At 65.8% G+C, this 15,490-nt stretch carries 10 protein-coding genes; 5 read left to right on the forward strand and 5 right to left on the reverse strand.

Annotated features, from left to right (window positions below; translation table 11 throughout):
* Positions 1 to 163 precede the first annotated feature (163 nt).
* Positions 164 to 2,458 carry a TonB-dependent siderophore receptor gene (locus tag I6F33_RS08780; protein ID WP_225141963.1) on the forward strand — a complete coding sequence of 765 codons (2,295 nt, stop codon included), beginning with the start codon at positions 164 to 166 and terminating at the stop codon, positions 2,456 to 2,458.
* A gap of 51 nt (positions 2,459 to 2,509) precedes the next feature.
* On the opposite strand, the gene I6F33_RS08785 is transcribed toward I6F33_RS08780, so the two are convergent.
* The 5 genes from I6F33_RS08785 to I6F33_RS08805 are packed head-to-tail and all read right to left on the reverse strand — an operon-like array spanning position 2,510 to position 8,538.
* Positions 2,510 to 3,961: an aldehyde dehydrogenase gene (locus tag I6F33_RS08785; RefSeq protein ID WP_225141965.1), complete on the reverse strand. Its 1,452-nt coding sequence runs from the start codon at positions 3,959 to 3,961 to the stop codon at positions 2,510 to 2,512.
* A 35-nt stretch (positions 3,962 to 3,996) separates the two neighbouring features.
* Positions 3,997 to 4,728 (reverse strand): ABC transporter ATP-binding protein, encoded by a 732-nt coding sequence (locus tag I6F33_RS08790; RefSeq protein WP_225141967.1) that lies wholly within the window; start codon positions 4,726 to 4,728, stop codon positions 3,997 to 3,999.
* Positions 4,721 to 6,391: an ATP-binding cassette domain-containing protein gene (locus I6F33_RS08795; RefSeq protein WP_225141969.1), complete on the reverse strand. Its 1,671-nt coding sequence runs from the start codon at positions 6,389 to 6,391 to the stop codon at positions 4,721 to 4,723. The genes I6F33_RS08790 and I6F33_RS08795 overlap by 8 nt, the downstream gene beginning before the upstream one ends.
* Entirely contained in the window at positions 6,388 to 7,263 is an 876-nt protein-coding gene (locus I6F33_RS08800; protein WP_035999294.1) for a branched-chain amino acid ABC transporter permease, read from the reverse strand. Before I6F33_RS08800 ends, I6F33_RS08795 begins: the two co-directional genes overlap by 4 nt.
* Before the next feature lie 60 nt (positions 7,264 to 7,323).
* Entirely contained in the window at positions 7,324 to 8,538 is a 1,215-nt protein-coding gene (locus I6F33_RS08805; RefSeq protein ID WP_225141970.1) for an amino acid ABC transporter substrate-binding protein, read from the reverse strand.
* Positions 8,539 to 8,793: 255 nt separating this feature from the next.
* Here I6F33_RS08805 and I6F33_RS08810 point away from each other — a divergent pair, with 255 nt between their 5' ends.
* The 4 genes from I6F33_RS08810 to I6F33_RS08825 all read left to right on the forward strand — a co-directional run bounded on the left by I6F33_RS08810 (position 8,794) and on the right by I6F33_RS08825 (position 15,481).
* Positions 8,794 to 9,669 carry a helix-turn-helix domain-containing protein gene (locus I6F33_RS08810; RefSeq protein WP_225141972.1) on the forward strand — a complete coding sequence of 292 codons (876 nt, stop codon included), beginning with the start codon at positions 8,794 to 8,796 and terminating at the stop codon, positions 9,667 to 9,669.
* A 212-nt stretch (positions 9,670 to 9,881) separates the two neighbouring features.
* Entirely contained in the window at positions 9,882 to 11,174 is a 1,293-nt protein-coding gene (gene fsrB / locus I6F33_RS08815; RefSeq protein WP_036039542.1) for a siderophore utilization protein FsrB, read from the forward strand.
* An 87-nt stretch (positions 11,175 to 11,261) separates the two neighbouring features.
* Complete coding sequence (locus I6F33_RS08820) at positions 11,262 to 12,089, forward strand: hypothetical protein (RefSeq protein ID WP_225137280.1); 828 nt, start codon at positions 11,262 to 11,264, stop codon at positions 12,087 to 12,089.
* 302 nt (positions 12,090 to 12,391) lie between these two features.
* Positions 12,392 to 15,481 carry an AAA family ATPase gene (locus I6F33_RS08825; RefSeq protein WP_225142050.1) on the forward strand — a complete coding sequence of 1,030 codons (3,090 nt, stop codon included), beginning with the start codon at positions 12,392 to 12,394 and terminating at the stop codon, positions 15,479 to 15,481.
* The last annotated feature ends 9 nt before the right edge of the window (positions 15,482 to 15,490 follow it).

The raw sequence follows: 15,490 nt of genomic DNA on the forward strand, positions 1-15,490 counted from the left end.
AATCCCAAAGAAGCAGCGCGCATGAGCGCATGCGTCGCACGTGCTGTGCACACGTCTGGAGAAATTCTAACGCCGTTCCTATCGCACTCCGAAACCGCCTGAGTTAGGGCGGGCCATCAAGATCGATACCGGCAAAGCCGGCAGTGCGTGGGGCTCAACAGACGTGACCGATTTCCAACGTTCTTCGCGTAAGAACACGCGCCGCCGACAGATTCAGACGCTCTTCCTAGGTGCGGCCAGCACATTCGCTCTCGCCGTGGTCTTCGGCTCTGCCCAAGCCCAGACGCAGATTCCCTCTGTCACCGTCGAAGCGCCGACGCAGCGGGCTCGTCCGGCGGCCATTGCGTCGTCGCGAAGGGCGGGGGCGACACGTACCGCACGCGCCAATCGTCGCAGCACGGAGCAGCAGGCTGCGCCAACCCAGTCGGCCTCATCGAACGGTGCAACGGGCGAACGCGCCAATGGCCCGGTACGCGGTTTCGTCGCGACGCGCAGCGGCACCGCCACCAAGACCGATACGCCCTTGATCGAAACGCCGCAGTCGGTGTCGGTCATCACCACCGACCAGATCAGAAACCAGGGCGCGGTCTCGATCGGCGAGGCCTTGCGCTACACCGCCGGCGTCAGCGGCGACGTCAATGGCGGCTCGGACACCCGCTTCGGCGGCCTCCAGATCCGCGGCTTCGACATGACGATGCCGGGCCTCTTCGTCGACGGCTTGCGGATTCCCTCCAGCAACTACGTGCACTTCAATGGCCTCGAGCCCTATGGGGCCGAGCGTATCGAGGTGCTCAAGGGTCCGTCCTCCGCGATGTATGGCGGCAGCGGCACAGGCGGCGTTCTCAACTACGTGACCAAGCTGCCGACGGCGCAGCAGTTCGGCGAGGTCTCGATCTCGGGTGGCAGCTTCAACCGCTATCAGGGCCAGTTCGACATGGGCGGCGCCGCCAACAAGGAAGGCACGGTGCTGTGGCGCCTGACCGGCGTCGTGCGCGACGGCGAGACCCAGGTCGATTTCAGCAAGGACAATCGCGTCTTCATCGCGCCCGCCGTCACCTTCAAGCCGAACGAGGACACCACCATCACCCTGCTCGCCAATTATCAGCGGGACCGGGCAGGGTGGGGCCTTCAGTTCCTGCCGGCCTCGGGCACGGTTTGGCCGAACAACGGCCGCACCATCCCGGTCTCGTTCTTCGCGGGCGTGCCGGGCTTCGACGCATTCAACACCGAGATCGCAACCGTCGGCTACCAGCTCGCGCACAATTTCACCGACAACGTCACGTTCCGGCAAAATCTGCGCTACGCCTATCAGCACAACGAGGAGAAGGTGTTTTACGGCGGCGGCTATACCAACGAAGCCGCAGGGCAGCTCGCGCGCTATGGCAGCTACAGCAACTCCTACATCAACTCATTCGCCGTGGACAACCAGCTCCAGGGCAAGTTCACCACCGGCATTCTCAGCCACACCACGCTGGTTGGCGTCGACTATCGCAACACCTCCTTCCGCGACACCGCCTTCGGCGTCACGACCTCGTCCCCCGAGATCAACGTCTTCAACCCGAACTACAGCTACGACTACGCCATCGGCGCCATGTACGACAACACCGGCGTCAAGCAGTCCCAGGTCGGCGTCTATGCGCAGGATCAGATCAAGCTCGGCCGGCTCTCGTTCCAGCTCGGCGGCCGTCAGGATTTCGTGACCACGCAGGTCGATAACGGTATCGCCAATACCACGGCCGCGAAGGACGCCTCGGCCTTCACCGGCCGAGCCGCCGTGATGTACAATTTCGATAGCGGCATCGCGCCCTATTTCAGCTACTCGGAATCGTTCCTGCCGCTGCTCGCGACCGGGTTTGGCGGACAAATGCTCAATCCCGAGACCGGCGTCCAATACGAGGTCGGCGTCAAGTATCAGCCGATCGGCTGGAACGCGCTGTTCACCTTCGCCGCCTTCGACCTGACGCGCGATAACGTCGCTGTGTACGTGCCCGCGGCCACCTTTTACGAACAGATCGGGCAGGTGAAGTCGCGCGGCATCGAGCTCGAAGGCACGATGTCGCTCGCCGATGGCTGGAACCTGCGCGCCGCCTATGCCTATGTCGACGCCATGGTCACGCAGGATCCGGTGAATGTCGGCAAGGCGCCAACTACGGTGCCGCTCAACCGCGCTTCGCTGTGGAGCGACTATACGCTGCAGAACGGGCCGCTCGCCGGCCTGCAGTTCGGCGGCGGCATCCGCTATGTCGGCGCGACCTGGGGCGACGAGGCCAACACGTTCAAGGTGGGATCGTCGACCGTTCTCGACGCGCTGCTGGCCTACAACAGGGACAATTGGCGCCTGGCGCTGAACGTCACCAATCTCGCCGACACCCGCTATGTCGCCTCATGTTACAGCATGTCGGGCTGCTTCTACGCGGAAGGGCGGAAAGCCATCGCCAGGCTGACCTACCGCTGGTGAGCACAATGCGAGGACGGTCCGGCCTTGGAGACCGGACCTGCATCCCGCCGATCAGAACGGATAGTGCCGGGGCCCGGTCTGCACGGTGATCCAGCGCAGTTCGGTGAACTCGTCGATTGCGGCCTTGCCGCCGAAGCGGCCATAGCCTGACGCCTTGGTCCCGCCAAACGGCATCTGAGGCTCGTCATGCACGGTCGGAGCGTTGACGTGGCAGATGCCCGCCTCGATCCGCCTGGCAACGCCGAGCGCACGGGCGATGTCGCGGCCGAACACGGCCGAGGAGAGGCCGTATTCGGTGTCGTTGGCCACGCGCACGGCCTCGTCGATCCCGCTCACGCGCACCACGGTCACGACCGGACCAAAGCTCTCCTCGCCATAGATCCGCATCGCCGGCGTGACATGGTCGACGATGGTGGCGGGCATAATGGTGCCGCTGCCGTGGCCGCCGGCAGCGAGCACGGCGCCCTTGGCGACGGCATCGTCGATCAGGCCCCGGACCCGCTCGCAGGCGGCGTCACTGACCAGCGAGCCCAGCACGACATTGCCCTTGCGGGGATCGCTGAAGGGAAGGCTCCTGGCCTTGGCGGCGAACTTGGCGATGAAGGCGTCCGCCACCTTGTCGTCGACCACGATCCGCTCGGTCGACATGCAGATCTGCCCCTGGTTCATGAAGGCGCCGAACGCTGCCGCATTCACGGCGGCGTCCAGATCGGCATCGTCGAGGATCACGAGCGGGGCCTTGCCGCCGAGCTCCAGCAGCGCGCGCTTCAGGTGCTTGGCGCATGCGAGTGCGATGAGGCGGCCGACGCGGGTCGAGCCGGTGAAGTTGACGCGGCGGATCGCAGGATGGGCGATCAGCGCCTCGACCACCGCCTGCGCATCCTCCGGCGCGTTGGTGACGACATTGACGACGCCGTCACCGAGGCCGGCCTCCGCCAGGCAGCTTCCGATCAGCCGATGCACGCCCGGGCTCATCTCGGACGCCTTCAGCACCACGGTATTGCCGCAGGCGAGCGGCATCGCGACCGATCGCACGCCGAGGATCACGGGAGCGTTCCAGGGCGCGATGCCGAGCACGACGCCAACCGGCTGGCGAAACGCCATGGCGAGGTTGTCGGGCTTGTCGGTCGGTATGACTTCGCCGGATATCTGCGTCGTCATGGCCGCGGCTTCGCGCAGCATGCCTTCGGCCAGGTGCACGTTGAATCCGGCCCAGCCCGCGGTGGCGCCGGTTTCGGCGACCATCAGCGCGGTGAACTCCGCGGCACGGCGCGCGAGGATGTCGGCGGCCGCATTGAGCCGCTTGCGGCGCTCCGACGGGCCGAGTTGTGACCAGGCCGGGAACGCGGCGGCCGCAGCGTCCGCGGCCCGCATCGCGTCGTCGATCGAGGCCGCCGCCACGATCGTCGCGACGTCGCCGGAGATCGGGTTGTGGCGCTGGAAGGTACGCTGATGGCTGGCCGACTGGTCCTTGCCGCCGATGAGAAGGTCGATCGCGTTCATGATGCACTCCAAAGGTTGCAGGCGGGATTGAGCGATTATGGTGGGGACGGGGCCGCGCGGGCCTTGCCGAGATAGGCGCGCTGGACCTCCGGATCGTTCTTCATCGCACTGGCCGGCCCGCTGCCGGCGTTGCGGCCGGACTCGATCAGGTAGACACGGTCGGCGATGTCGAGGCTCGCCCGCGCATTCTGCTCGACCAGCAACACGCTGAGGCCGCTGCTACGGATCTCCGCCAGTGCACGGAACACTTCGCGGCTGAGCAGGGGCGACAGGCCGAGCGAAGGCTCATCGAGCAGGAGCAGCAGCGGGTTCGACATCAGCGCCCGGCCGATCGCCACCATCTGCTGCTCGCCGCCGCTCATGGTGCGAACGGCCTGGGCCATACGCTCGGCAAGGCGCGGGAACAGTCGCAGGATCCTCACGAGCCGGTCTGCCTCGCCTGCGCGGGCGCGGGCGGGGTAGGCGCCGAGCTGCAGATTCTCGGCAACCGTCAAATCGCCGAATACGCCGCGGCCTTCGGGCACCAGCGCGATGCCGCGCTCCACGATCAGGTGGGCGGGCAGCTCGCCAATGTGATGTCCCTCGAACCGGATCGTTGCGCCGGGGGCAGGCTTGACCAGCCCGGCGATGCTCTTGAGCAGGGTGGACTTGCCGGCGCCGTTGGCGCCGAGGATCGCGACGATCTCGCCTTGCCCGATACCGAGCGCAACGTCGGCGAGCGCCTGGTGCTTGCCATAGAAATGGGAGAGGGCGGCGACCTCAAGCATCGTCGCCTCCGAGATAGGCTGCAACGACTTTTGGATCGGACAACACGGCCTCCGGCGCGCCGCGCGCGATCACGCTGCCGGCATTCATGACGATGCAATGGCTGCACAGCGCTCGGATCGCATCCATGACATGCTCGACCATGATGATGGTGAGGCCGCGATCGCGCAATTTCGCGATCAGCGCGATGCCGGTCTCGAGCTCGCTCGGATTGAGGCCCGCCAGCCATTCGTCGAGCAGCACGAGGCGCGGCTGCAGCGCCAGCGCGCGGGCAAGCTCGAGCCGCTTCTGGTCGATATAGGTCAGCTCGCTCGCGGGCGCTTCCTGCAGCTTGCCGAGCCCGACGAGGTCCAGCAGCTCGCTTGCCGTTGCGCCCGAGCCGTTCGTCGTCGAGAACAGCCGCGCCGCCGCAACGTTTTCGACCACCGTCAGGTCCGGCATCACGCGCACCAGCTGGAACGTGCGCGCAAGGCCAAGGCGCGCGATCTGGTGCGCGCGCATACCGTTGAGGACGATGCCGCCCAGCCGGATCGTGCCCGAGGAGGGCCGCAGCGCCCCGGACAGCGTATTCAGCAGCGTCGTCTTGCCGGATCCGTTCGGGCCGATGATGCCGATGATCTCGCCCGGCGTGACCGTGAAGCTGACACCGTCGACGGCGCGTAGTCCGCTGAACGATTTGCTGACGCCGTCGACCGCGAGCAGCGGTGCATCGCTCGTGGGGACGGGCGCGGCGGCGGGACCGCCGGCCGGAACACGCCAGCGGCCCGCCCCGAACAGGCCGATCACGCCGTTCGGCAACACCATCACGATGAACACGAAGATGACGCCGAGCACGATGCTGAAATGGTTGGGCAGCGTCGCCGTCAGCACCTCGAACAGCAGGACCAGGGGAATGACGCCCAGCACGGGCCCGAACAGCGAGCCCGCGCCGCCCAGCAGGGCCATGATCACGACCTGGAACGAGATGGTCGGATTGAACGCAATGGCCGGATCGATATAGGTCCAGCGTGGCGCCATGACCGCGCCGGTCACCGCCATGAAGGTCGCGCTCAGAATGAAGACGCCGAGCTTGATCCGCGTGGCATCGATGCCGGAATGGCTCGCCGCGGTCTCGTCGGCGCCGATGGCGCGCAGGGCCAGCCCGTAGCGCGAGCGCCCGAGCATCCACCCCACCAGGAAGACGATCGTGGTCAAACCGAGGAGCTGCCAGTAGAGAACGTCCTGCGTCACCGCACTGAAGAGATAGCGGCCGACCGACTTGTGGATGTTGACCTCGTACCAGATCACGAGCTGCCGGATCAGCTCGGCCAGGCCGAAGGAGAAGATCACGAAATAGATTCCGGACAGCCGCAGCGTCGAAAGCCCGGTGATTGCGGCGGTGAGTGCGCCCACGCCGGCTGCGGCCAGCAGCACGACCGGCCAAGGCATGGTCTCGCCGAGCACCGCGGCCGTGTAAGCGCCGAGCCCGAAGAACGCGACCGTGGCAAGCGAGATGTAGCGCGTCGGGCCCGAGAACATCGCCCACGCGGTCGCCAGGATCGTGAAATAGAGCACGCTGATGCCGAGCGCGAGATAATAGCCGTTGGCATAGAGCGGATAGGTGACGAGGCAGGCGGCGAGGGCGAGGCCGGCGCACCATAGCAAAATCCGGACGGGTCTCGTCATGACGCGGCCCTGCCGAACAGGCCGGTCGGCTTGATCACGAGCACGCCGAGAAACAGCGCGTAGGTCGCAGCCAGCGTCAGACCGGGATCGACCAGCCGCGCCACCGCCGTCTCGACCACACCAAGCAGCAGACCGGCGACCAGCGCACCGATGACGTTGCCGACACCGCCCATGATGACGACGACCAGCGCCTTCATGGTGAAGACCACCCCCATCGCGGCATTGAAGGTGAGGAACATGCTGATCAGCACGCCGCCGATGGCGACGAGGCCGCCGCCAAAGGCAAACGCCAGCCCCGACAGGGCTGCAACGTCGATGCCGACCAGCCGCGCGGCGTTGGCATCGACTGCGATGGCGCGTACCGCAGTTCCGATCCGGGTGCGGGTGAGGGCGAGATACACGGCGCCGCCGACCAGCGCCGCGAACAGCAGCGCGACGAGCCGATTGACAGCAAGCGTCGAGCCCATGATCGTCAGCGGAATGGAGAGATAGCTATAGCTGTAGTACTGGCCGCCAAAGGCGACCAGCATGGCGCCCTGGATCACGAACAGCACGCCGAAGGTGACGAGGATGCTGTCGATCTCCTGCGCGCCCCGGTCCTTGCCGCGCCGCATCAGCCGTTCCAGCAGCAAGCGATACAGTAGCCAGTTCAGCACCATCGCGACCGGGACCGCCAGCAGCAGCGCCGCGAGCGGGCTCAGCCCAAGGCCGCCATAGAGCGAGAACGCGCCGAAGGCGGCCGCGACCAGCGACTCTCCATAGGAGAGGTTCATGATCCGCGCCACGCCATATTGCAGCGTCAGCCCGAGCGCGATCAACGCGTACATGCCGCCGAGCACGAGGCCCGGCAGGATGATGTCGACAAGCAGCATGAAACGGCGTCCCCTTGAACGGCAGGCAGGCCTTGCGGACGCAAGGCCTGCCAACCAGCCTTACTGCCACTGCGGTTTGGGCACGACCGCGGCACGTGCGCCCGGCAGCGAGGTTGGCGCGAGGGCGTAGAACTCGCCGTTCTGCCACTGCCCGACGCTCCAGACCTCCTGGAGCAGCCCGTCCTTCAGCTTGACCTTGCCGATGATGGTCTCGAACGTGCCCGCGCGGATTTCCGCCGCGACAGCGGTGCGATCGAGCTTGCCGACCTTTTCGATCGCCTGCTGGAGCACCTGCAGGCTCGCATAGGTGATCGAGCTCGCCCAGCGATCCGGTTCCTTGCCGGTGGCGGCCTTGTGGCGCGCGAGATACTCCTTCAGTTGCGGAGACTCGGCATTCCAGCCGCCGATGCCCATCACGCCGTCGCTGTTGGCGGCAAACTTGCCCTTGTAGAGCGGGAACGCGGTGCCGACGCCGACATAGAAAACCTTCGGGTTGAACTTCAACAGCTGCGCCTGTTCGGTCAGCGCGATCGTGTCCGGCGGATAGCTGAAGGCGATGAACGCGTCCGGGTTCGACGCGATCGCATCCTTCAACAGAGGCTGGAGATCCTGCGTGCCCATCGGATAGGTCTTGTCATAGCCAAGCTTGAAGCCGTGCTTCTTGAAGGCCTCGCGGCCCGCCGCGGATAGCTCGATGCCGAACTGGTCGGCGATGCTGACCATCGCGATGTTCGCCCCGATCTTGCCTTCGCTCTTCAGCTTGCCGAGCAGATCGGCGAGCCCCTCGGATATCTGGGCCGACGTCCCGAGCCAGAACGTCGCGTTCGACCAGCGCTTGGCAAGCTCCGGCGCCTTGTCGGTCACCGACGTGACCGCGAGGTGAGGGTAGCCCAGACGGTTCAGAGTCGGGCCGACCGCGAGATTGAGACCCGTGCCCCACGGCGAAAGAATGAAATCGACCTTGTCCTGGTTGGCGAGGCGCTCGATCGCCTTGACGGCTTCTTCCGAGCTGCTGCGGTCGTCATATTCGACCACCTCGATCGGTAGCTTCTTGTCGCCGAGCTTGATGCCGCCGGCGGCATTCACGTCCTTCACCCACAGCTCATAATTGGGCAGGGTGGTGATGCCGGCGCCGCCGGCATAGGGACCGGTCTTGGAAATGGGGTAGCCGATCCGGATCTTCTCCTGCGCATCGGCCGAGGACGTCCCCAGCGTTCCGGCCAGAGCCGCAAGGCCAACGACGCGCAGCAACGTTCGACGGTTCGCTGAAAACATATCGTGTCTCCCTCCTGTTGCACTCAAGCGATGGTCGGCATCGCAGTGAGTGGTCGTTTCCTCTTGATCCCAACTTTCTCTAGGGCGGCATCATTGAGCCGGCCGCCACCGGGACTTGACCTAGCAAGCATCCCAAGCTTTGCTCGCACAATGGACAAATCCGGTGAAAGATTGGACGGTTCTGGTCTCGGTGGCCAAGTGCGTCGAGGCGTCGCGGGCCCAGATCCGGCACCGGCAACCGCCCCGAGTGGGGCTGTGCCTGTGGGCGCCGAGCTGATCGCGGCGCACTACGTCGCGCGGCGATGGACGCTGACCTCGAAAGCGGCCCGTCCGTTCATTCATCTGCTCTGCCTTCCCGGCGGCGGGACCGCTGAGATCGGTCAGGCCGGCAGGACCATGCGGACGGTCGGATCCGCGCTGGTCTGGCTCCCGGCGGGATCCGCCGACTATCTGGAGGTGTCGGCAGGCACGACGGCGCAGCTGCTGCAATTGCGCGCCGGTATCTGGCATCGCTATCTCCCGCCATCGGCAGAGGCGGCCTATCTCGCGCTCGAGGGGGCGGGCGGCACCTTGGCGTTGCAGGTCGAGGCCGATCTCGCGGCCACGATCGCGCGTTCCATCGCGGCGATCGCCGCCGAGGTCGCCACGCCCGCACGCAGCGGTGCAGCGTCGATCATGTCGGCGGAGCTGACGCTGTGCGTGCTGCGATTCTGGCGCCTGTTCGCTGGCGACGGGAACCGCAACGAGGAGAGCAGCAGCACCGAGATCCTGAGCCGGTTCCGCAGGCTGCTCGAGGAGCGCTATCAACAGCACTTGCGCGTCAGCGATTACGCCAGGCTACTCGGCACCACGCCGGATCGCCTGCACGCGCTGTGCAGCCGCGAGCTGAAGCGCTCGCCGAGCGAGCTGATTCAGCAGCGCCTCGTCAAGGAAGCGGCGGCGCGGCTGGAGGCTGGAACCATCGCCGTCAAGCAGATCGCATTTGCGCTGGGCTTCACGGACACCGCCTATTTCAGCCGCTTTTTCCGCAAGCACACCGGCGAGGCACCGGGCGTATGGCGTCGGCGCGTTGCGGCACGCGCGAGAGCGGGGCGATCGAGACCGACGCTGAATTTTGCCGATTGGCCGTAACGCACGCGGCTGCGTCGACACCCGATCACGCATGGACGCTTTGTCGCGCAGCTGATTGGCCAGTCTCGATAAATTCTAATGTCGGACCTCTCGCACTGCAACTGTCCCTGCGTTAGGCCGAAGGCCCACCGGCTGAACTGCCGGCGGCGAGTCCAATCGAAAAGCGGTCCGGCAAATGAGGGGCCGGGCCCAGTGGGAATGAGATCTGAGCGATGAGAGCGATATTCGGCAAACTGCATCGCTGGGCGGGACTGCTGACAGCCGCCTTCCTGTTCTTCTCCGGCATCACCGGCGCGATCATCTCTTGGGATCACGAGCTCGACGACGTCCTGAACAGCCATCTGTTCGATGTCTCGACGAAGGGCCCGGCCATTCCCTCGCTCGAGCTTGCCAAGATGATCGAGCAGCGCGATCCCCGCGCGCGCGTCGTCTACCTCTTCATGACGCCGGAGCAGGGCCACTCGCTGTGGTTCTTCGTCATGCCGCGAATCGACCCCGCGACCGGCAAGCGTTACCCGCTCGACTACAACCAGGTCTTTCTTGATCCCAACACGGGTGCGGAGCTCGGCCGGCGCTATTGGGGCGCGGTCTGGCCCGTCACGCGGGAAAACTTCGTCTCGTTTCTCTACAAGCTGCACTACACGATGCACATCCCGGAATTCTGGGGCAGCGACCGCTGGGGCATGCGCGTGCTCGGCATCATCGCCATCATCTGGACCATCGATTGCTTCGTCGGGTTCTATCTGACGCTGCCCTCGCGCCGGCGCGCCAAGGCCGCGCGGGCGCCTGAGGTCACGCGCCAGCTCGAGCGCGGCTTCTGGGCGCGCTGGGCGCCGGCCTGGACCATCAAGACCTCGGGCAGCGCCTACCGGATCAATTTCGACATCCACCGCGCATTCAGCCTGTGGACGTGGGGCGTACTGTTCATCATCGCCTTCACCGCGTTTTCGCTGAACCTCTACTTCGAGGTGTTCTCGCCGCTGATGAAGATGGTGTCGAATTACACCCCGACACCCTATGAGCAGCGGCCCTATCGCGATCTCGATAATCCGATCGAGCCCAAGATGACGTTCGCCGAGATTGCTGCCCGCGCGGCCGCCGACGGCAAGGCGCGAGGCTGGACCACCCCGGTCGGCGCGCTCAGCTACGGCCCGGCCCATGGCGTCTACGCCGCCGCGTTCTTCCATCCCGGCGACGATCACGGTGCCGGCGGCGTCGGCCCGGCGCAGCTCTATTACGACAGCGAGGACGGCCGCCCCATTGGCGAGCGGCTGCCCTGGGTCGGCACCGCCGCCGACATCTTCGTGCAGGCGCAGTTTCCGCTGCATTCGGGCCGCATCGTCGGACTGTTCGGGCGTATCCTGATCTCGGTGATGGGCCTCGTGGTCGCCGCGCTCTCTGTCACCGGCGTCGTGATCTGGTGGCGCAAGCGCCGCGCCCGCGTTCGCGTGCGGGAGACGGCGGCCGTGCGGCTGAACCGGGAGCAACTGACGCCGGCAGAGTAGGGCACCCGCGTTCCGCCAATGGATGAACCTTGGCACGCGGCGTCGGCACAAAGATGGAGATCGCTCTCCAGTCTTCCCGGAATTGCAATGAGATTGCTTGCCTTGCTCTGCCTGCTCGTCCTGGCCGCGCCCGCCGGGGCGGCCGCGCCCGAGCAGCATTATCTCGACCTGCGCGACCGCTACATCGCAAAATTCTCGAATGCCAAGGAGAGCGACGAGATCTACAAGCAGCACGATGCGGCCCTGAAGGAGCTGGCCGGCGTGCTGCGCGGCCTGGTCGGTCCGGTCGCGATCAAGGGACTCCCGGCCGAGGGCAAGTCGAACGTCGATACGCTGTTCAAGGACGACATCGGCTTCGGCCATCTCGACGGGCTGAGCTTCGCATCCGAAGGCGACAAGATGCAGGCTGTGGTGACCACGACCGGGCTGCTCAAGCACTGGCTTGGCGAGCATCGCGCCGACGGCATGCCTCAGGACAGTGGCGCCGCGTTGAAATCCGACCGCTTCTATTATTACGCCATCCAGGACGCCGCCTTCGCGATCTACGCGGAGCTGCCGATCACCAAGCCGGCAAGGGCGAGCGTCGCAGTCGCTGTGCTCGGCGTGCGCGGCAATGGCGGCCTCAAGGGCCCGCCGGACGAAATCGACGTCGTCGCGATCCAGGGCGACAAGGTCTATTTCCTCGCGGCAAGGGAGGCCGTGAAGACCGCCCCGATCCCGACCTGCGAGAAGGTCTGGAAGCAGATGATGGCAAAGCCCGTCGACAAGAAAGACCCGCGCGGCGAGATGGCCCGCGAGGACAAGGCAATGACCGCCTTCACGGCGTGCTTCGCCAAGGAAGCCCCGAGCCAGAGCTGGTATGCGGCCGCCGTCAAGAAGGCGCAGAGCCAGCTGGACCGGCTGCCGCTTCCCTAGGAATGTCAGCTCGATATTCTCCGCCGTGATCCTCCGGCTGTGAACCACCGGCTTTGAACCACGCCTTGGCCTGCGCAGGCGAGGCGGCGCCGCGCCGTCGGCAAACGGAAGACATGAGGTTTTTTAATAGGTTAGGCCAATGCGGTCGTCCTGATCGTCATATTCGGCGGATGCAATCCCGGCGAGCTTCCACTTGCGGGTTGGGCGAGTTACTATGGCCTTTTGCGATACTTGCTGCATCCGGTCTGGCACCCGCTGGAGACCGTTCTTGCGGTTCGTCAACGAGTTGGCTGCGATTGACGATGATTACGCAGACCCGCGACCCCAGAGGCGAACGTCATCGATTGACGGTGCTGTTCTCCGACCTTGTCGGATCAACCGCCCTGGGCCGGGATGTCGAGTCCGAGCACCTTTCCGAACTCCTCAGCCAGTTGCGGCAGATCTGGCATCGCGCGGTGGCGAAGCACGGTGGTCGCATCATCCGAACGCAGGGAGACGGTGCGCTCGCCATTTTCGGCTATCCCCAATCCGGCGAAGATGAAGGTCGTCGTGCTGCGGAAGCAGCACTCGATATTCACGAATGGGTCGGAGAGCTGCGCCACGATGGCGTATCGCCGGCGCTGATGCCGCTTCGAATGCATTCGGGTATCCATGCCGGCACCGTGCTCCTGACCCAAGGCGACATCGAGTCCGGCCGGTATGACCTGATCGGCGATGTCGTGAACACGGCAGCGCACCTGTCGCGCCACGCCGGTCCGGATCAGATCCTGGCCAGCCTCGATGCCCTTGGGCCGCATGCCAACTTCTTCGAGCTCGCCGCCCACCTCCCGGCGGCTTCGGGAATGCCGCAGGCGAGGCTGGTGTTGGGTCGAAGCACGGCGACCCGACGCTTCGAAGCAACCTCGCGCCGCGGCCTGACACCCTTCATCGGCCGCAACGAGATATTCGGCTTCCTGACGCGCTTTCTGAGCGAAGCACCTGCGCAGGCGCAACGCTGCGCGGTGGTCGTCGGCGGACCTGGACTCGGCAAGACGCGCCTTCTGGAAGAAGTGCTGGGGCACGTCGGCACCGAGCGCATCAGGCTGCTGCGAGGCAGTTGCGAGAGTTACGTCGGTGCCGAGGTTCTGCAACCATTCCTGCAAATGCTGCGCGCTGCGCTGGAAATTCGAGCGGACGCCTCCCTCGTCGAGGCAAAGGAGACAGCGCGCGCGGCTCTGGAGCCATGGGCGGCCCAGCTCGGTCCGAATGCAGAATCGATCCTGGCACTGGCGTCGGCCGGCGCCGATGCGCGTGGCGGCCGCATCACCGTCGACGGCGTCGTCGGCGATCTGCTCGGGTTCTTCACCGGACTGTCGGCACATGGCCCGCTGGTGCTGGTGATCGACGACTGGCAATGGTCTGATGACGCGAGCCGCCAATTGCTGCAGGCTTTGCTGGAATTGCCCAACGGACCTCGCGTCATCCTCGCCAGCCGGCCGCGCGAGGACGGCACCGAATGGATTTCCGGCGCGCCGCACCTGTTCCTCGAACCGTTTCAGGGGCCGGAAACCGACTTTGCCGTACGACGTTGGGTCCCGCAGGCCGATCCCTTCCTCGTAGCCCGCATCCATGCCTACGCGGGCGGGGTGCCGTTGTTCATCGAAGAGCTCTGCCATTCCATCGCCGCCAACGATCCTGCCCCGTTCGAAGCGCGCAGCAAACAGGGCTGGATCGCAACCCTGGTCGCTTCGCGCCTGGCACGCCTGCCGCCCGATGAGGCGAAGGTGGTGCGCGCCGCGGCCGTTATCGGCAACACCGTGCCGCACGGGTTGCTGGTTTCGGCCTGCGGCAGCGAACCCGACCCGGCCATCGTGCGGGCATTGGCGGATGCGGACTTTCTCTTTGCGGATCCAGCGGGCGGCGTCCTTCGCTTCAAGCACGGCATCACGCGCGATGCGGTCTACGACACCATTGGCCTGCACGAGCGTCAAGCTTTGCACAAGCGGATCGAAGACACCCTGCTGGCGCGGTCCGAGCAGGCTGATCGCGAGGATGCGATGGAAGCTCTGGCCTACCATTCGCAAGGCGCAGGTCATTGGGAAAGCGCAGCCCATTATGCCGAACGTGCCGGCGACAAGGCCATGGCTGCATTTGCGCTCGATCGTGCCAGTGCGCAGTACCAGGTCGCGATGCAGGCGCTGGATCGCGTGCCCGATCGCTCGCGCGAGCAATCGCTGCGCTGGTGCCTGCTGGCCAACAAGCTGGGTATGGCCAACATCTTCGACCCGCTGTCGCTGACCGACGACACCTCTGTGTTCGAACGCGCGGTTGCGATCGCGTCCTCCCTCGGCGAGACCGCCGCAATGGCCAGTGCCTATGAATGGCTCGGCTACATGTGTTACGGGTTCGGTCGCTTCCGGGAGGCCGTGACCCACACACGGACGGCACTGGAATTGGCGCGCAAGCTCGAAGATCGTCGCCTGATCGCCCAGATCGAAGCGACGCTCGGGCAGATTCTGGCTGCAAGCTGTCAGTACGACGAAGCGATCGCCTTGATCGACGCTGCCATTTCGACCAAGCAGCAGCGCAGCCGGCGGCATGGTGCGATATCCTTCGGAGCGGCCTACGCGCTGTCGTGCAAGGGCGGTATCCTGGCGGACCGCGGCGATTTCGAGGGCGCCCACGCCTGTTTCGGTGAAGCCATGGCTCTGGTCGGAGGCTCGACCCACCCAGTCGTCAACTCCGTGCGCAACTGGATTGCGGTCGCACTGATCTGGCAGGGTCGCTGGCAGGAGGCGGAGCAGCTCGCCGTGGAAGGGGCGCGCATCGCCGAGAACACGCGCAGCCTGCTGCTTCTGGCCGATTGCCGCGCCGCCTCCGGATTTGCCCGCTTGTCGGCGACCGGCGACGCCGATGGCTTGCTGCAGTTGCGGAACGCCGCCGAATGGATGGAGCGGCGCAATTTTCAATTCTACACGTCGGTTCAATATAGCTGGCTCGTCGAGGCGGCGACGGCCCAAGGCGATGTCGAGACGGCGCGGCGGTATGCCGCCCATGTCCTGCGCCGTGCGCGCGAAGGCGAGCGACTGGGCGAGGCGGCGGCATGCCGCTCGCTGGCGAAGCTCGCAGCCCTGCGCCAGGATCTCGGCCTTAGCGAGCGCTGGTTGCGACGGGCTGAAACCTCCGCAGGCTGGCGCGGTTCGCTGCGCGATGCGGCTCTGAACCTCTCCCTGCGCGGCGAGCTTCTCGCAGGGCAGGGCCGGGGCGAGGCGGCCCGCCAGACCATGATGGAAGCCGCCGAGAAGCTGCGCGCGCTCGGCATGCACTGGCATGCGGAGGAGACGATCAGGCTCGTCATTGGCATACCCGTCGGCTACGCCAACGATCAGCTCGCTCGGCATTGTGCCGTCTAACCCCTGCGC

This window comes from Bradyrhizobium sp. BRP20 (assembly GCF_020194215.1).
Taxonomy (GTDB): domain Bacteria; phylum Pseudomonadota; class Alphaproteobacteria; order Rhizobiales; family Xanthobacteraceae; genus Bradyrhizobium; species Bradyrhizobium yuanmingense.